Annotated in this window: 15 protein-coding genes; 8 read left to right on the plus strand and 7 right to left on the minus strand. The window is 62.9% G+C overall.

The window, feature by feature from the left end; genetic code table 11:
• Positions 1–30: 30 nt before the first annotated feature.
• Positions 31–1,611, minus strand: coding sequence for a HAMP domain-containing histidine kinase (locus J5J06_13560; protein MCO6438115.1), 1,581 nt, complete (start codon positions 1,609–1,611; stop codon positions 31–33).
• Positions 1,612–1,774: 163 nt separating this feature from the next.
• On the opposite strand from J5J06_13560, the gene J5J06_13565 reads away from it, so the two are divergent.
• The 8 genes from J5J06_13565 to J5J06_13600 all read left to right on the plus strand — a co-directional run bounded on the left by J5J06_13565 (position 1,775) and on the right by J5J06_13600 (position 10,382).
• A complete protein-coding gene (locus J5J06_13565) occupies positions 1,775–1,978 on the plus strand; it encodes a hypothetical protein (protein ID MCO6438116.1) in 204 nt (67 codons plus the stop codon).
• 242 nt (positions 1,979–2,220) lie between these two features.
• Entirely contained in the window at positions 2,221–3,501 is a 1,281-nt protein-coding gene (locus J5J06_13570; protein ID MCO6438117.1) for a M20/M25/M40 family metallo-hydrolase, read from the plus strand.
• A 35-nt stretch (positions 3,502–3,536) separates the two neighbouring features.
• On the plus strand, positions 3,537–4,769 hold the full coding sequence (locus tag J5J06_13575) for an imidazolonepropionase (GenBank protein ID MCO6438118.1): 1,233 nt from the start codon (positions 3,537–3,539) through the stop codon (positions 4,767–4,769).
• A 202-nt stretch (positions 4,770–4,971) separates the two neighbouring features.
• Entirely contained in the window at positions 4,972–5,952 is a 981-nt protein-coding gene (locus J5J06_13580) for a GDP-L-fucose synthase (protein MCO6438119.1), read from the plus strand.
• A 184-nt stretch (positions 5,953–6,136) separates the two neighbouring features.
• On the plus strand, positions 6,137–7,894 hold the full coding sequence (locus tag J5J06_13585; GenBank protein MCO6438120.1) for an ATP-dependent Clp protease proteolytic subunit: 1,758 nt from the start codon (positions 6,137–6,139) through the stop codon (positions 7,892–7,894).
• A 45-nt stretch (positions 7,895–7,939) separates the two neighbouring features.
• Positions 7,940–8,443 (plus strand): hypothetical protein, encoded by a 504-nt coding sequence (locus J5J06_13590; GenBank protein ID MCO6438121.1) that lies wholly within the window; start codon positions 7,940–7,942, stop codon positions 8,441–8,443.
• A gap of 68 nt (positions 8,444–8,511) precedes the next feature.
• The gene (gene floA / locus J5J06_13595; GenBank protein MCO6438122.1) at positions 8,512–9,573 is read left to right on the plus strand and encodes a flotillin-like protein FloA; all 1,062 of its coding nucleotides are present in this window, start codon (positions 8,512–8,514) and stop codon (positions 9,571–9,573) included.
• A 35-nt stretch (positions 9,574–9,608) separates the two neighbouring features.
• Positions 9,609–10,382 (plus strand): hypothetical protein, encoded by a 774-nt coding sequence (locus tag J5J06_13600; protein ID MCO6438123.1) that lies wholly within the window; start codon positions 9,609–9,611, stop codon positions 10,380–10,382.
• A gap of 12 nt (positions 10,383–10,394) precedes the next feature.
• On the opposite strand, the gene J5J06_13605 is transcribed toward J5J06_13600, so the two are convergent.
• The 6 genes from J5J06_13605 to J5J06_13630 all read right to left on the minus strand — a co-directional run.
• Positions 10,395–10,745, minus strand: a complete 351-nt coding sequence (locus tag J5J06_13605; GenBank protein MCO6438124.1) for a VOC family protein — start codon at positions 10,743–10,745, stop codon at positions 10,395–10,397.
• Positions 10,746–10,790: 45 nt separating this feature from the next.
• Positions 10,791–12,746 carry a glycosyltransferase family 39 protein gene (locus J5J06_13610; GenBank protein MCO6438125.1) on the minus strand — a complete coding sequence of 652 codons (1,956 nt, stop codon included), beginning with the start codon at positions 12,744–12,746 and terminating at the stop codon, positions 10,791–10,793.
• A gap of 182 nt (positions 12,747–12,928) precedes the next feature.
• Positions 12,929–14,128: an acetyl-CoA C-acyltransferase gene (locus J5J06_13615; protein ID MCO6438126.1), complete on the minus strand. Its 1,200-nt coding sequence runs from the start codon at positions 14,126–14,128 to the stop codon at positions 12,929–12,931.
• 71 nt (positions 14,129–14,199) lie between these two features.
• On the minus strand, positions 14,200–15,414 hold the full coding sequence (locus tag J5J06_13620) for a 3-hydroxybutyryl-CoA dehydrogenase (protein MCO6438127.1): 1,215 nt from the start codon (positions 15,412–15,414) through the stop codon (positions 14,200–14,202).
• Between the two features lie 82 nt (positions 15,415–15,496).
• Positions 15,497–16,564 (minus strand): alpha/beta hydrolase, encoded by a 1,068-nt coding sequence (locus tag J5J06_13625; protein ID MCO6438128.1) that lies wholly within the window; start codon positions 16,562–16,564, stop codon positions 15,497–15,499.
• Positions 16,565–16,618: 54 nt separating this feature from the next.
• Positions 16,619–17,237 (minus strand): thrombospondin type 3 repeat-containing protein (locus J5J06_13630; protein MCO6438129.1); only part of this gene is annotated, 619 nt, incomplete at its 5' end.

Here is a 17,237-nt window from a genome sequence, read left to right on the forward strand (position 1 = left end):
GCCCGGGCCGCCGGCGGGAAAGCTGCGCTCTCAAGTGAGTCGAGGCCGTTCGACCGTCGCCTGCGGCGGCGCGACGGCGGGCACGATGAGCACGAACGTCGCGCCGGGGGGCGGGTCGTCCGCCAGATTCAGCGAACCGCCGAGCATGTGCGCCAGCTCCCGCGAGATGGCCAGCCCCAGTCCCGTGCCGGAGGATTCGCGTGTGGCTGAACCGTCCGCCTGGTAGAACTTCTCGAATATCCGGCCGTGTTGTTCAGACGGGACGCCGGGACCGCTGTCACTGATGGCAAGCCGGACGAATCCGTCACTCTCGCCCGAGACGCTCAATGAGATTGACCCGCCCGTGGGCGTGAACTTAACGGCGTTGCTGAGAAGGTTGTAAAGAATCTGCTTGATCTTTCCGGCATCGCTATGAAACCGGGGCAGGTCGTCGGCAACGGTCAGTTCCAGGCGCTGGTTCTTCTTGTCCGCCACCGGCCGGACAAAGTCGATGAGATCGTGGCAGAGCGCATCGATGGCGAAGTCCGTCAGGTGCAGGGCCATCTTGCCCGCTTCGATCTTGGCCAGATCGAGAAGGTCGTTGATGATCTCGAGCAGGCCGCGGCCGCTGCTCAGGATGTTCTCCGCGAATCGGGCGAGGCGGTTGCGGTCGATGTCGGGTCGGTCCCAGGAATCGCGGAGCAGCTCGGCGAAACCGATGATGGAAACGAGCGGTGTACGCAACTCGTGGCTCATGTTGGCAAGGAACTGGCTCTTCAATCGAACCGATTCGTAGAGACCGACGTTCAGTTCAGCGAGTTCGCCGAGGCGCACGTCGAGCGAGCGGTTCGTGCGGCGCAGTTCCTCCTGAGCGGCACGGAGGTGGGTGAGCATGTCGTTGAAGGCGTCGCCGAGCTCCTGGAATTCGTCGCCGCTGCTGATGGTGGCGCGGACCTCGACATCGCCGGAGGTCACCCTTTCGGCTGCGTGGCGAAGAGCCAGCACCGGACGAAGGACGAGTCGCTGCGTTACCATGTAGAAGACCACCAGCGCGAGGATGGCGCCGGTCGCGCCGGCGAGGATGGTGACGATGATGTTCCACCGGGCATTCTGCGGCGGAACATCGAGCTGCACATCGATGATGCCGTCGAGAGTCTCGGGGTGTCGATCGCCCAGGCCAGGACGAACCGCAAAGGCGTAGCGGAATGTGTCGCCTTCATCCTGCAGGCGCCAGAAATAGCGCTGCGAAGGATAGCGGGAGAGTCGTTCCACGGCTTCGGCGCGGAAGCCGTGCAATTGGGTAGAGAGCGCCACAAGGTTCTGGCCGGGCGGCGTACGGGCGGGAACGAGTACGGGGCATCGTGGGGGCAGCCCGAACTGTTCGACCATGGTCGGCCAGCGGGCCTCGAGCAGGGCCTGGGCCGCCACCCAGTCTGGTTGGCGAAGGTCCACGGACTGGTACGCCGAGGTCGCCACCCAGTTCGCCTGCATGAGCATGGCTTCCACGTCGAGATTGTTCATCTGAACGAATGGAAACAGCAGGGTAACGGCGATGGTCAGCAGCACGGCCGACCCGAACAGGAGAATGAACTTCCGTGCAAGAGAGAAATTGACCAGGCGCGTACCGGCCATGGCCCACAGTCTAGCGTTCGGCGGCTGTTGCGACACGGGGACGCGTTCGAATTGCAATGGGCCCAGGCGCTTGGAGTCCCGTACCTGAGTCCGTAAGATGGGCGGATTCGTCCGGCCCAGGCGATGGGGGAAGTCCGCGGAAATCAACATCGAAGGAGATACCATGCCCCTGCATGTCATCAGCGCACCCGGCGATCATCGTGATGACTTTGACCAGGTTGTCGGGCAGTTTAACGAGTGGGAACGGCAGGCGAAGCCGAGGATCCTGACCATCAAACACAGCGTCACGCCGCTGTCGGAAGCGCGTGAGTCGGGGAAATACATGCTGACCGTCGTGATTCACTATGAGCCGGGCGGGCAGGCCTGAGCGGAGGAGACGGCCATGAATCCGGCCGGGTAATACCCTCCTGGGGAGAGGAGACAAACAACGTGAATCTGTCCCTGATTTCAACCGTCGCGATCGGCATCGCGGTGGCAGCCGCGGGAACTTATCCCGAAACCGAACCACCGCCGCGCGCCGATCGCCGCACGCCCATTGCCGACCGCTACCGGGACGCGGCAAAGCGGATTATCAACGCCACGCTCGCGGGTAACGATGCCTGGGAGAAAATGGAAGAGCTTTGCCTGACGGTCGGACCGCGGCTGAGCGGTTCGCGGCAGCTCGAGAAGGCTGTGGATTGGGCGGCGCGGACCATGCAGCGCAACGGACAGGAGAACGTTCGCCGGGAGACGGTCATGGTGCCGCATTGGGTACGGGGGCGGGAGTCGCTGACCATGCTCGATCCGCACGAACGGCCGATGGGCATGCTTGGACTCGGCGGGTCCGTCGGTACACCGCCGAGCGGTATCACCGGCGAGGTTGTTGTCGTGGAAGACGAGGAGCAGTTCAACCAGTTGGATCGAGCGGACGTTGAAGGAAGGGTTGTCTTGTTTAACAAGGCGATGCCGCCCTACGACCCGGTTCAGGGATCGGGCTACGGAAAGACGGTGTACTATCGCACACACGGGGCACGAATCGCGGCGGAAAAAGGCGCTGTCGCGTGCCTGATTCGCTCCGTGACGGCGAGCAGTCTCTATACGCCGCACACGGGCGCAATGAACTACGGCGATGCCGAGGTGCAAATTCCGGCGGCCGCGATAACGGTTGAAGACGCGGAAATGATCGCCCGTCTGACCCGGCGCGCCGAGAAGGTTCGCGTTCGACTGGAAATGGAGGCTCGGACGCTCCCCGATGCCCCTTCGGCCAACGTAATCGGCGAGCTGCGCGGATCGTCACACGCAAACGAGGTTGTGGTCATCGGTGGGCATCTGGACTCGTGGGACGTGGGCCACGGCGCGCATGACGACGGAGGCGGGTGCGTCATCGCCATGGAGGCCATCAACGTACTCCGCAAGCTCAATCTCAGGCCTCGGCGAACGATCCGCGTCGTGCTCTGGGTCAACGAGGAAAACGGGCTGCGCGGCGGCAAGGCCTACGCCGATGAACACGCCCACGAATTGCCCGATCATGTCGCGGCGCTGGAATCGGACAGCGGCATCTTCCAACCGTTGGGATTCTCGGTGGACTGCAAGGACACCAGCCGGGAGCGGCTCGCGCAGGCGCAGATGGCGGATATCGTCTCGCTGCTCGACGATCTCGGTTCCATGCACGTGGAGACGGGCTGGTCCGGCGCGGATGTAAGCCCTATGAAAGACGCAGGGGTCATGCTGCTGGGGCATCGCGTCGACGGATCGATCTATTTCAATTACCACCACAGCCACGCAGACACGCTCGACAAGATCGATCCGCAGCTCCTTTCGCGCAATGTCGCGGCGATGGCCGTGGTAGCGTACGTGTTGGCCGACATGCCCACGCGACTGGGTGATGCGCCGGGAACCGGAACGCGATAGTTCGCCACGGGAGCGTTCCCCGACCTGAGATGATCATGCTCGCCATTCGCAACATCTCCGAACTTGTTGTCGTGCCCAAGGGTCCGGTCCCTGGCCGGGCGATGGGCAGGATCGAGACGATTGCGGGCGCCGCGGTGCTGATCGAAGACGGGCTGATCCGGTGGTTCGGCCCCGAGACAGACTTGAGCGCGCCCGCCGACGCCCGCGCGATCGACGCGGAGGGTGGTTGCGTTGTTCCCGGATTGATCGACTGCCATACGCACACCGTGTTTGCGGGCTCGCGCGAGGCGGAGTTCGTGAAGCGCATCGAGGGGAAATCCTACGCGCAGATTGCGGAGGAAGGTGGCGGCATCCGCGTTTCCGTCGAGGCTGTGCGGCGTGCGTCGCTTGAAGCACTGGTCGGTCTGGCCCTGCCCCGACTGCAGCGCATGCTCGCCCAAGGCGTAACAACCGTCGAAATCAAGAGCGGGTATGGGTTGACCGTCGATGACGAGCTGAAAATGCTCCGCGCGGTGAAGCGTCTCCAGGCGCTGGCCATGCAGGAAATCGTCGGCACGTATCTCGCGGCGCATACCACGCCGAAGGAGTTTGCGGGCAACGCCGACGCTTACCTGGATCAGGTGCTGGCCGATGACGTGCTCGCCACGATTCGTGACGAGGAGCTCGCCGAGTTCTGTGACGTATTTTGTGAGCGAACGGCATTCTCCGTGGAACAGTCACGGCGCGTGCTGACGACGGCGGCCCGGTTTGGATTGCGCCCGCGAGTCCACGCCGATCAGATTACGCAGATGGGAGCGACAATGCTGGCGGCGGAGGTCGGAGCGGTCTCGGCCGACCACCTGGAAACCGTCAACGATGACGCCATGGCCGCATTGCGACGGTCCCGAACGGTCGCCGTCGTACTGCCGGCCTGCTCATTTTTCCTGGGCGTGGAACAGGCACCGGCGCGGCGGATGCTCGACGCCGACCTTCCGGTGGCGATCGCAACCGATTACAACCCCGGTTCGTCGATGGTCGAATCGCTCCCGCTGACGATGAGCATTGCCTGCACGCAGTGCCGGATGACACCGACGGAGACGCTGGTAGCGGCAACCGCCAACGCCGCGGCGGCGCTCGGTCGCCAGAATCGACTCGGAGCGATGGCGGTCGGGATGCAGGCAGATCTGGTCGTGCTCGATGTACCCAATCACGCGCGATGGGTGTATGAGTGCGGACGAAATTGCGTACGGACCGTGATTCGTCGCGGGGAGATGGTGTTTGAGCGCTGACGCAGCCGAAAATGGGTGTTGCGTTTTCGGACCATGACCGGATTGCCACACAAACGCCCTTTTCAATACTGATAACAACGCCGCCCCGAGATCGGTCGAGCCTGTTCGCGACGAACGCTTGACGTTCCCCCGAAGGGAAGCCGATAACGCCCGCATCCGCCCGCGCGTCGCGGGCGGTGCTGTTTCCGCGGTGGAGTTGGACATGGCGGGCTATCTCGAGAACAAGCGCGTTTGCGTCACCGGCGGAGCCGGGTTCCTGGGGCGGGCGGTGTGCGCGAAACTTGCGTCAGCCGGCGTGGAGCAGATCGTCGTGCCGCGCTCGGGGGATTACGACCTGACCCGCGCGGAGGACGTTGCGAGGCTGTTCGACGACGCCCGGCCGGACGTCGTACTGCACCTTGCGGCGGAAGTCGGCGGAATCGGCGCCAACCAGAAACACCCCGGTCGGTTCTTCTATGCCAACATGGCCATGGGCCTGCACCTGATCGAGGAGGCCCGACGCCGTGGATCCGGCAAGTTCGTCCAGGTGGGTACGGTCTGCGCCTACCCGAAATTCTGCGACGTCCCATTCCATGAAGACGACTTGTGGAATGGCTTCCCGGAGGAAACCAACGCCCCCTACGGGATAGCCAAGCGCGCCCTTGGTACGATGCTCGAGGCATATCGGGCGGAATACGGCTTCAACGGGGTCTACGTGATCCCGGTTAATCTGTACGGTCCCGGAGACAACTTCGATCTGCAAACGTCGCACGTCATACCGGCCATGATTCGCAAGTTCGTCGAAGCAGCAGAGCACGGCGAAAAAAAGGTGACCCTCTGGGGAAGCGGAGAGGTGAGCCGCGAGTTTCTCTACGTGGATGACGCGGCCGCGGGCATCGTCACTGCGGCGGCGCTGCACAACGATTCTCGCCCGATCAATCTGGGCACTGGCCGCGAGATTCGCATCGCGGAACTGGCGGAGACGATCGGGGAACTCAGCGGATTTCGCGGGGAAATCGCCTGGGATCGAAGTCGCCCGGACGGCCAGCCGCGGCGGCAACTGGATACGGCACGAGCCTCCAAGCTGCTGCACTGGACCGCGACCGTCGATCTGGAAGCGGGGCTGAAGCGGACGGTCGAGTGGTGGCGCCGTGTCCCGGAAAGGACCGCCCTCGAACCGGCCGGTGCTCATTCCTCATCATGACGTGACATTTCCGTCGAAAATGGTCTTCGCCCGCATGAGACCGCCAGCGGGATTGGTATTGCCGCAGGGGCGGGTAGAATTAAGCGTACTCCTTTCAACTTGCTGGGAGTACGGCCCATTTCTACAATTTCAGTGAATTGACATCGGTTCAGCCGATTCTTGCCAACCTGTCGGAGTTGCTTCCATGCTACCTGACCCCCTCAAGCGATTCCGAATTCCCGGCGGATTTTTGCTGTCTCTCAGTGCGCTCCTGGTGCTGGCTGTCTCGAGCCCGGCTGACGTTCGACATGGCGGACCCGCAACCGAGGATCAAGACGGATCTGCGCCCCGCATCGGCGCCATCCTTTCACTCAAGGGGGAGATCACGGATGTGACCGCGGAAAGCCTGGAGCGCCGCATCGACGAAGTCCGCGGGCGTGGAGCCGAGGTCATTGTCATCGAATTGGACACCCCGGGCGGAATGGTCACCAGCTCCATCGCCATCGCCGACCTGCTTCGGGAAATGGACAACGTCAAGACGGTGGCGTGGGTCAATCCGAACGCCCATTCGGGAGGAACCATTGTGGCCGTTGCGGCCGACGAAATCGTCATGGCCCGCTCCTCGCGCATGGGCAGCGCCCAGGTCATCATGGGCACTCCGGTCGGCGTGGAGGCCGTCCCGGAGGACCTCGAGGCCAAGGCCATGTCACCCGTGCTGGCCGACTTTCGTGCCTCCTGCAAGCGAAACGGGTACAGCCAGGTGCTCTGCGAGGCGTTCGTGAAGCCCGATCGAGAAGTCTGGTGGATCGAAAACAAGGAAACGGGCGAGCGGAAATTCGTCTTTCGCAAGGAAAAGCTGCGTCTTGTCGGCAGAACGGATGAAGACGCAGCCGTCGAGGATGATGAGGCGGGCAACCATGCGGCCGACGTATCCACCGACGCCGCAGAGGCAACGGAGGACGAATCTGCCGGGAATACGGAACCGGGCGTGGACGGCTCCGGAGTACCGGGACCGTCGAAGAACGCGGGTTCGAATGCGGAGCATGCCTGGGAGCTGGTCCGGAAGTATTTCGATCCCGTGCTCGACGTGGATGTAGACGTGATACAGCCGGTGGTGCGGGACGACCAATTGCTGGAGGTCTCGGCCGGCGAGGCGTATGCGTACGGTTTTAACAAGGCGATCATCTCCGACGAAGCGCAATTGAAAGCCCGCTACGGGCTGAGCGAGATCATTCGCGAGGACGCAAGCTGGTCGGAGAATCTCGCCCAGTTCATGACCTCGGCGGCCGTACGCGGCTTCCTGCTGCTTATCGTTTTCCTCGGCGCTTACGTGGAATTCCACACCCCCGGGGTCGGCGTGCCGGGTCTGGTGGCGCTAATCTGTCTGGGGATCTTCGTGGCGGCGCCCTATATGACGGGGCTCGCGAACATCTGGGAGATTCTGCTTATTGCCCTGGGGATCCTCCTGCTGCTGCTGGAGCTGTTCGTGATTCCGGGCTTCGGCGTGGCGGGGATTTCGGGCATCATATTGATTCTCGCCGGCATGCTCGCGACGTTTGTACCGGAGGAACCGGGCCAGGGCTTCCCGTTGCTCTTCCCGCGGCTGCCGGAAACACTCGATGCCCTCAAGGTCGGGGCAATGACCGTCGTGAGCGCGCTGGGCACTTCGCTGGTGGGTATGTTCCTGCTGAGCAAGTACCTCCCCAAGACACCGTTCTTTGCCCGCATCGTGCCGGATAATCCAACGCCGTCCTCCGTGATCGTGGACGATGCCTACCGCGGGGCGGCTCGCGTGGGAGATGAGGGCACCAGCGCGACGCCGCTGCATCCCGGAGGGCGGGCAAAGTTCCAGGGTGTGCTGGTCGACGTCGTCACGCAGGGCGAATATGTTGAGACGAACCGGCCGGTCGAGGTGATCGAGCGGCGGGGAAATCACGTGGTCGTCCGCGAAAAGGCGTCCTGACGGAGGCGGCCTCAGATTCCGCTGCCCGGAGGTTCCGCGAACATCATGTCCGAGCTCGGGCTCATTATCGCTCTCTTTCTCGTGGCGGTGCTGATCCTCATCGCAGAGATCTTCATCCCCTCCCACGGCGTGCTGAGCATCGCAGGCGTGGGCTTTCTGATCGCGGCGATCGTGAAGACCTTTCAGTACGGCGGGCGGGACGCGGGAACGCTGGCCATTTTCGCGGTGCTGGTCTTCCTCCCGATATTCGCCTACTTCGCAATCAAGTACTGGCATGTCACCCCCATCGGCCGAAGAATCTCGCCGCCCAATCCGATGCTAACGTCGGCGGACATCGGCGTTCCCATTGAGGAGCTTCGGGCATTGGTGGGACTTCGGGGGCGGGCGGTCACGGCGCTGCGCCCCGTGGGCACGTGCGAGTTCAAGGGCAAACGACTGCCCTGTGTGTCTGAATTGGGTGTGATCGATGCCGGGACGGCCGTGGTCGCGACCGGCATCAGGAATGGGAATCTGTCGGTAACGACGACGGAGGACACCGCCACTGCTTAGCGTTCGGACGCAGGCGGACCGGCGACGGAATCGGCAAACTGCTTTACTGGAAATGGAAAGGACCTGTCATGACGTGGGAGACGGAATTCCTTCTTGCGCAAGCCAAGGCCGGAGTAAGCTCCTGGGCCTGGGCGGCCATCATCGTCTTCGGACTTGTCATTCTCGTCATCCTGCTGGTGATCGCCCAGTTCTTCCGCCTCTGGCTCCAGGCCTACATGAGCAAAGCCGGCGTGACCATGTGGGACCTCATCGGTATGCGCCTGCGCAAGGTCGATGCTCTGACCATCGTTCTTTGCAAGATCCAACTGGTCAAAGCCGCCATCCACGACATCACGACGAACGATCTCGAGAGTCATTACCTCGCCGGGGGACGGGTCCCCAACGTAACCCGGGCGATGATCGCGGCGAATCGTGCGGCGCTCGACCTCGACTGGCGCAAGGCCTGCGCTATCGACCTGGCGGGTCGCGACATCGTCGACGCCGTGAACACGAGCGTGAATCCGAAAGTGATTGATGTACCCAACCCCGTCCTGGGCAAGTCGACCATCGACGCCGTAGCCATCGACGGCATCCAGCTCAAGGCGAAGGCAAGGGTCACGGTCAAGACGAACATCCAGCGGCTGATCGGTGGTGCGACGGAGGAGACGATCATCGCGCGTGTGGGTGAGGGTATCGTCAGCGCCATCGGTTCCGCCCAGACGCACAAGGTCGTGCTGGAAAACCCCGACCGCATCTCCAAAGCAGTCCTGGTCAAGGGACTCGACTCGGGAACAGCCTTCGAGATTCTCTCGATCGACATTGCCGACGTGGATGTGGGCGAGAACATCGGGGCCAAGCTTCAGGCGGATCAGGCCGAGGCGGACAAGCGCCGGTTCCAGGCCGAAGCAGAAAAGCGCCGTGCGATGGCCATCGCCCAAGCCGCCGAAAACCGCGCCAAGGTCGAGGAGAACCGGGCGCTGGTCACGCTGGCCGAGGCGGAGGTTCCCAAGGCCATGGCCGAGGCGTTCCGCAACGGCAATCTCGGAATCATGGACTACTACCGCATGCGAAACATCCAGGCGGACACGACCATGCGCGACGCCATCGGCGGCGGCGGGCAGCACCCCAAGCCGGAAGGCGGATCGACGTAATCACGCTTCGGACCCGGCGTGGATGAGTTTGGCTCATGCGGGGATTTGCTATGGATTGGCTGCTCGCTCAACAGACCAACCTCGATGACTGGATTCAGGCGATCATCATCGTCCTGATCGTGTTCGGGGGTGCGCTGGCCGCCGTCCTGAAGAAATTGGTCGAGTTTTTCGGTGGAAAGAAGGAGGAAGAACACGGCGGGGGATGGGTCGAGTTGGAGTCCGAAGAAGATCGACCGGGAAGCCCCTTGCACCCGATTCCACCGGGCGTACATCCACCGCTTCCCCCTCCGAAGTTGCCGGAGCGGGCCTCCGGTAAAGGCGTTCCCAAGCTGGAGCGGGTAGAGCCGCGGGGCGAGCGCCCGGAGACGAGGCGGGGAAGGCCGCACGTGGAGTTGCCCCCAGAGCACCATCGGCACCAGGAACCGCCGCGGAAGCCGCGGCGTTCGGTTCGCTCCGACTCGTCCGAAGCAAGCTGGGCGGAGCGCCAGCGGGAATCGAAAGCGGGACCGAATCGACAGACCGCCCCGGAAGCGCGGCCGGCAGGCAAGGGAAAACGGCGGCATCTTCCTTCTGACGAGATTCAGAAGAAGGAAGCCGACGCCTTCTCGCATCGCACCAGCCTGGAAAGCGTCATAAAACAGGTGGCCGAGAGCGCCGGAGCGGTGGAGCAGCGCCCGGAAGCGGCCGCGGCCATTACGGCGGCCAGTCTGTTTCCAAGTGGCGACCCTTCAGCGCTGCGTCGCGCGATCGTACTGAGCGAGGTCCTGTCCCCGCCGGTTGGATTGCGCGAGGCGGATCAGCGAATCTGAGGGGTGTCGCGATCAATTGGGCTGCATCAGGCCGACGGGAATGCCTTCCGGGTCGGTGATCATGGCGAAATGGCCCACGTTGGGGATGGCCGTCTTGGGGACCAGGACTTTCGCGCCCCGCTCGACAGCCTTGGACAAGGTTGCATCGAGGTCGTGGGTCTGAAAGTAGATATTGGCACAGACGCCTGGAGCCAGCTCCGGCCTCTTGAACATGCCGCCGGTGGGCTCCGCCCCCGTCTGAATGAGCGTGTATCCGGGCATGGAGGCGTCGTCGAAGGTCCAGTCGAATACGGCCTCGTAGAATGCACGGGCCTTGGACGGATCGTCAACCATCAATTCAAAGTGACACAAGGGGTTGGGCATACTGCTCGACTCCACATTCCCGACTACGCAACAAGTCTTGCCAAGCTAGGACGCTGGCTGGACTGCGTCAACCGGTCCGGAGGAATCCGGAAGCACAACAAGAAAAGGCTTGTCGGCCCAACTGATCGGCGTGGAAGCGGGAACGAACATGCCCTCGGCCGTTTTCCTGCGCCGGTCCGTGGGCACGACGACCGCTCGGCGGCGCGGTTCAAGTTCAACGCAGCGCCGGGCGATTTGCATGGAATCCACCCGGAGAATACGGACCCGGTCGAAACGGACCGGGGGAAGCGAATAGGGCGCAGGGTCTGACAGAACGACAATCTCAAGGGGCGAACCGGATGAGCAGGCGCCGGTCTGTTCGCAGTTGGACGAAGCCTCACGCAGATCCGCCGCGAGACGGGCGCGCGTACCGTGGCGCTCGGCATCGGCGCGAAACCCGGAGAGGTATGGAAATGCGCCGACTGCGACGAAGAGAGCGACGATCGCGCCGGGGAGCCAGTGGAGAATGTCACGGCGACTGGTCCATTTTTGACCCAGCAGGCAGGCGGAACCAATCGCCAAGGCCGTATCTGCGAAGATGCCGAATCGGCCGTATTCGCCGGGCTTACCGGCGCCAATCAACACAAATTGCAGGAAGAACACAGCCGCGGGGATCAGCAGAGGCAGCATGACCCAATTGCGGCGGTACAGTGCGATGACCAGCGCGACCACACCGAGTACGAGCACAGGCAACGTCGCACCTTCTGTTGTAAGCTGCAGCACACGCACAAAACCCTCACCGATTCGCGCGACCTCGTACATCGCCAGGGAATTCCCGAAGTTGCTGCGGAGGACCTCGCGATTGGTGAATGCGTTGATGATGATATAGGGATTGGTGAGAAGATAGACGACGGCGGCGAGTGCGACACCGACGACCGTTCGCCATACAACGTACCCAATCCGAGCAGCGAAGATGCGGAATGCAGGATGCGGCGCATTCTTTTGAGCCGCAAGTATCCGCCTGCGCGAAGTATCGGACTCGTCTGCCACGGCTATTGAGCTGGAATCCTCCTTACAGTCTGCTCCCGTTGTGGGGTGCATCCCCTGATGCACCTCCCGCCGCGACGCAGACGGTCGACCACGCTCCATCCACGCCACCACCGGAATCAGCACGAATATCGGCAGTGACGACAGCACCATGCCGAACGCCGCGCCGCAGCAGATGCACATCATCCACCAATCGAGGGTCGTTCCGGGTCGGTCCAGGTACCGCATCGCAAACCACACGGCCGAGAGCATCAGCACGGCTCCGGGCAGGTGCGGCTTGCCTTCGTGCGACATGCACACGACGACGGGCAGGAGGACAAACAGCGCCGCGGCGATGATTCCCGCGCGAGATCCGGCGAGACGCCGTCCGATGCCAAAGACCACGAACACGCCGAGCAGTCCCCACGCGGCGGCGTACAGTCGGGCGGCGACGTAGAATTTGCCGAATTCATCGGGATGATCGAGGTAGAACACCACGTCGCTGCGGACGTCGATCAGCCCCGATACGTCGCCGAGCTTGATCATGGCGCCTACGGGATAGAGGAACAGGCCGCCGTACTGGTAGAGCCGCGGGTCGAAGTCGAGGTTGCCGGGGCGCATGCTGCTTAGCGCCATCATGGTGATCATTTCGTCCGGCTGATAGGTGTAAAGTCGATATCGAAGGAGGATTCTGGCGACGTCGTCCTCCGTCGCGTTCAAGGAAACCGGCGCGTCGCCACTCGACGAAGAGACCGGATTGATGTCCACGTCCGCACCGCGACGAGGGGCGGACTGCGGGTCGAATCGCGCAGCCGCGCCGGCGAGTTCGTAGATCCTCTCACCGGACCAGGGCTCGCCTTCGCCGAAAAGGTATTTGTCGATTTCGCGGGAGGGCAGCCCCCAGGTCAGGCCCATTAAAGCCTGGATACAGAAAACCAGTGCGATGAAGAGCAATATGGCAAGTGATCGGCGAGACGCTGGTTCGTGGGGACACATCAATGACCCTCATCCGTCAGGGTCGCCTGTCGTAATCCTGGCAAGCTTCTTCCTCGCTGGCGCATTGGCCGCCTCGGCCTCCAGCTCTGACAGCCCGCAGGTTGCAGCATTGCCGCAAGGTGGCAGACACCGATGGAAGAGCCACGGAGCCGTCGTGGCGTCATTCCAGCTCATCTCGAGGGTCATTTCGTCCCCTCGAACACCGTCGCCACGCCTTGGCCGACGCCCACGCACATGGTCGCCAGACCGCGCTTCGCTCCCCGCCGCTTCATCTCGTGCAGCAGCGTCGTGGCAATACGCGCGCCACTGCATCCCAGGGGATGCCCCAGCGCGATGGCACCGCCGTTGGGATTGACCTTCGCCGGGTCCAAGGCCAGCTCACGGATGCAGGGTATCGACTGCGCGGCGAAGGCTTCGTTGAGCTCGATCACGTCCAGATCGCGCACGGTCAGGCCGGCACGCTTCAGCGCCATTTGCGTCGCGGGAATGGGTCCCAGCCCCATGCACGAAGGATCGACGCCGGCCGTTGCCGATGCGCCAACGAAGGCGACGACGGGCAGGCCGAGCTTTCGAGCGATCTGCTCCTCGACCAGTAATAGTGCTGCGGCGCCGTCATTGATGCCGGACGAATTCCCCGCGGTCACGGTACCGTCCTTCGCGAACGCCGGCGGGAGCTTGGCCAGTTTTTCCATCGTCGTCTCGGGGCGGGGGTGCTCGTCCGTGTCCACGATGATCGGATCGCCCTTCCGCTGAGGAATCTCGACGGGAACGATTTCGTCCCGAAAGCGCCCGCTTTCCATTGCCGCCTTGCACTTCACCTGCGACTGAAGAGCGAACTCATCCTGCTCCTGCCGACTCAATTTGTATTTCTTCGCCACATTCTCTGCTGTTTCACCCATCGAGTAGGGATGGTGCCGCCTGGCGAGCTTCGCATTGGTGAACCGCCAGCCGATCGTTGTGTCGAATATCGCCGCCTCGCGACTGAACGCACTTTCCGCCTTGGAAATGACAAACGGAGCCCGTGACATGCTCTCCACGCCACCGGCGATCATCACGTCCCCGCAGTTGCCTTCGATCATCCGGGCCGCGATATTGATCGCATCGAGGCTGGACGCACAAAGCCGATTCACCGTCGATCCGGGAACGGTGTCGGGCAGACCGGCGAGCAGCGCGGCCATGCGGGCAACATTGCGATTGTCCTCCCCCGCCTGGTTGGCGGCGCCGAAGTAGACGTCGTCGATCCGCGCCGGTTCGATTCCCGTGCGCTTGATCAGCGCCGAGATCACCAGCGCGGCCAGATCATCCGGACGAACGGCGGAAAGTGCCCCGCCGTAACGGCCGACGGGCGTGCGAACGGCATCGATGACGGCAACTCTTCGCATGGAATTCCCTGTTACTCCCTTGATGACTCAGACTGAACGGCCACTACGGCACAAGCGGCCGGCTGTATGCCTCAACTCGCCTCGGCAAAGTACTTCGCCGGCGCATAACGACCATCGCCGGACGCTTCGTTGAGTGCCTTTAGCGCCCCGCGAACCGTTCGCGGCCCGATCGCTTGCGCCCACGCCAGGGGACCCTTGGGATAGTTCGTGCCCTTGGTCATGGCCAGATCGATGTCATCGGCCGTGGCAACGCCGTCGGAGAGGGCATGACCGGCTTCGTTGATGATCGCGGCGAGGATGCGCGTGAAGACGTAGCCCTCTGTGGCCGAGGCGCGATCGACGCCGGCGCCGTGGGCGAACGCCTGGGTGACATCCGAAAGAAGGGGCGTCAGTTGAAAGCTGCGGCGATCGACCGGACAGGCGGGCAGCACGGCGTCATTCTCATATACGTAAAACCCTCTGCCCGTCTTCCGCCCGTGATGTCCTTCGCTCACCAAGCGCTGCTGAATCTCGTGAGGCTTGAAGCGCACCGCCTGGCCGAACTGCTCGTATACGGAAGTGCTCACCGCGAGGTTCACATCCAGCCCGACGAGGTCCATGAGCTCAAAGGGACCCATGCGGAAACCGCCGCGCAGGCGCATGATGCCGTCGATTTCGTCGACACCGGCCACGCCTTCGCCAAGCAGGCGCAGCGCCTCCAGATAGAATCCCCGGGCAACGCGATTGACGATAAAGCCCGGCGTGTCCTTGGCATGAACCGGCACCTTGCCCCAAGTCCTGGCTGCCTCATAGGCTTGGTCCGTTGCCGTCGAGGCGCTCTCTCGCCCGGCGACGATCTCCACCAGGGGCATGATCGGGGCCGGATTGAAGAAATGCATCCCCACCACCCGCGAGCGATCCTCCACTGCCTCGGCGATTTGCGTAATCGACAGCGACGATGTGTTGCTCGCCAGAATCGCAGACGGGGAACAGGCTCCGGCCAGCGACGAGAACACCTTATGCTTGATGTCCATTTGTTCGACAACGGCTTCGACGGCCAGTTCGACATCGCCGAGATCGCGGATGGCGTCCTGCGGTCGGATGCGATGGATCGTCACGTCGCGCTCAGCAGGGCTCAACTTGCCCTTCTCAACGAGGCGTCCGAGCTGACGCTCAAGCTCCTGCATCGCACGATCAAGAACTTCGCGGCTGACGTCGATCAGCCGGACCGTGCAGCCTTGCTGGGCGGCCAACTGGGCGATGCCCGCGCCCATGGTTCCCGCACCGACAACGGCGATTTCCCTCATATCCACGCTCCCTTTCATAGAACCGCTCGCGAGCTAAGTTACCGGGAAACGCCGGATGATCCAAGGTGAATGCCGGGGGCCGTCATGGGGTTGACGCGGACAGCTCATGAACGATGAGCTGCCGCACCGGATCGCCGTCGGAATCGACTCCCATGAAGCGCTGTGCGGCGGTATCGCCGAAGGCGAAGTCGCCATGCGTCCCGCGAAAGACTTCGTCGATGAGCCCGTCGGCCAGCTTCCAGTAGCCGTAATAATCCAGCGCGTCGGTCTCGGGGGCCGCGGCATCAGCGGTCGCAGCCGAAAAATCGACTTGCTTGGTGCCGTTCTCGGCGATGCCATCCAGGGCGCTATCCAGCAGCGGACTTTGAGCCAGCGGGGCAAAATGGTTGGCGATCAGCGGGGGAAAAGAGTGCCAGTCCGAGGGAACGGTTACATAAGATATGTGGTCGGCCGGCAGGATTTTCTGCAATGCATCCACAATTCGAGCGGCCGGCGCGCTACCAACCCAATGATCAGCGTCCCCCGTGACCACCACAGCCCGCGTGGATTCAGGAAGATCCGGCTCGTTGACCAAGGCGATGCGCTCATCACCGCCCGGTTGAACGATCATGACCGCACCAGGCGGCGGCAGGCCGATATCGACCGATGCTGACGCCAGATTCACCGTCAGGATTCCCCCCAGTGAATGGCTTACCCAGGCGACCTTATCGGTCTCGGGTCGAACCGGCGTCTGACCGGCCGCCGCTTTCCAGGCCATGCGCAGACCCGCGATGGCGTTTGGTTCCATTTCGTCAAACGGCGTGTAAATGCTCTCCTGATAGCGCGGATAGGCTACGATGTTGCCCTTGCGGACAAGATGGGCGATCCAACCTGCATAGGGTTTGGGACTGATCGCTCCCCAGCCGTGCATGAATACGACCAGGGGAGCTTTTGCCGGCGTGGGTTCCTCCGGCCAGAACAGCCAGACTTCCTCGCCGCCTTCACCAAGCCGCATAGCGCCAACGGCGGCGTGGGTGTAGTCGCTGCCGCCGGGGCCGAAGGCCGGCTGTTGCGGCGGGCGCGCACTGAACGGAAGTCGGCATCCGTTGCTCGCAACCACAAGTGCGGCAGCCGCGATCAGGAATAGGGCATTTTTGCGGTGCGCGCGCATGTTACTTCCATCCTCTTGCGAGTATCCGAGTCGACCACGCCTGATGAAATAAGTCTATGTCGACCGGCGATTCCGTCGAGCACGGGGCGCAAAGGAGAGGATGAGACCGATCAGGCTCATCGCCATGCCCATGCCCGTCCCGCAAACGGAGCCGGAGGGTCGATCCGCGGGGTTGAGTTGCGGTTCGTCGGCCGGATCGCCGCTGCCTTCGCCTGACCCCGCAGGACGTCCGGAGAAATTCGTGCCTTGGCACGCATCGCCGACACCGTCTCCGTCGCTGTCGGTCTGATCAAAATTTGTGGTCAGCGGGCAGTTATCCTCGGCGTCCGGGATGGAGTCATTGTCGTCATCATCGTCGCATCCGTCGGGGATTCCGTCCCGGTCCGTATCAACACCCGCCGGGGCCGGCCGAAACGGCGCCGCGTCTTCGTCGTTGGGAATGCAATCGCCGTCAATGTCCCGATCACAGGCGTCACCGATGCCGTCCTCGTCGGAATCCCGCTGGTCGTAGTTCCAGACCCCGGGGCAGTTATCCTCGTCGTCGGCCCACGAATCACCGTCGAGGTCGGCGCCGGGCTGCTGCCCGAGAAAGAGCCTGAAGCCGAAATAGGGATTCGCCGTCCCGACAAAAAGTCCGTAGGGCGTCGATGCTAACGAACGAATGCCGTAAGCG

This window comes from Phycisphaerae bacterium, assembly GCA_024102815.1.
Taxonomy (GTDB): domain Bacteria; phylum Planctomycetota; class Phycisphaerae; order UBA1845; family UBA1845; genus JAGFJJ01.

Bases quoted from the DNA above. Each gene is read 5' to 3' on its own strand.
- J5J06_13615 (MCO6438126.1), bottom strand. From the start codon at position 14,128: ATGCGAAGAGTTGCCGTCATCGATGCCGTTCGCACGCCCGTCGGCCGT.
- J5J06_13590 (MCO6438121.1), top strand. From the start codon at position 7,940: ATGTCCGAGCTCGGGCTCATTATCGCTCTCTTTCTCGTGGCGGTGCTG.
- J5J06_13620 (MCO6438127.1), bottom strand. From the start codon at position 15,414: ATGAGGGAAATCGCCGTTGTCGGTGCGGGAACCATGGGCGCGGGCATC.
- J5J06_13560 (MCO6438115.1), bottom strand. From the start codon at position 1,611: ATGGCCGGTACGCGCCTGGTCAATTTCTCTCTTGCACGGAAGTTCATT.
- J5J06_13565 (MCO6438116.1), top strand. From the start codon at position 1,775: ATGCCCCTGCATGTCATCAGCGCACCCGGCGATCATCGTGATGACTTT.
- J5J06_13610 (MCO6438125.1), bottom strand. From the start codon at position 12,746: ATGTGTCCCCACGAACCAGCGTCTCGCCGATCACTTGCCATATTGCTC.
- J5J06_13570 (MCO6438117.1), top strand. From the start codon at position 2,221: ATGGAAGAGCTTTGCCTGACGGTCGGACCGCGGCTGAGCGGTTCGCGG.
- J5J06_13625 (MCO6438128.1), bottom strand. From the start codon at position 16,564: ATGCGCGCGCACCGCAAAAATGCCCTATTCCTGATCGCGGCTGCCGCA.
- J5J06_13585 (MCO6438120.1), top strand. From the start codon at position 6,137: ATGCTACCTGACCCCCTCAAGCGATTCCGAATTCCCGGCGGATTTTTG.
- J5J06_13575 (MCO6438118.1), top strand. From the start codon at position 3,537: ATGCTCGCCATTCGCAACATCTCCGAACTTGTTGTCGTGCCCAAGGGT.
- J5J06_13605 (MCO6438124.1), bottom strand. From the start codon at position 10,745: ATGCCCAACCCCTTGTGTCACTTTGAATTGATGGTTGACGATCCGTCC.
- floA (MCO6438122.1), top strand. From the start codon at position 8,512: ATGACGTGGGAGACGGAATTCCTTCTTGCGCAAGCCAAGGCCGGAGTA.
- J5J06_13580 (MCO6438119.1), top strand. From the start codon at position 4,972: ATGGCGGGCTATCTCGAGAACAAGCGCGTTTGCGTCACCGGCGGAGCC.
- J5J06_13600 (MCO6438123.1), top strand. From the start codon at position 9,609: ATGCGGGGATTTGCTATGGATTGGCTGCTCGCTCAACAGACCAACCTC.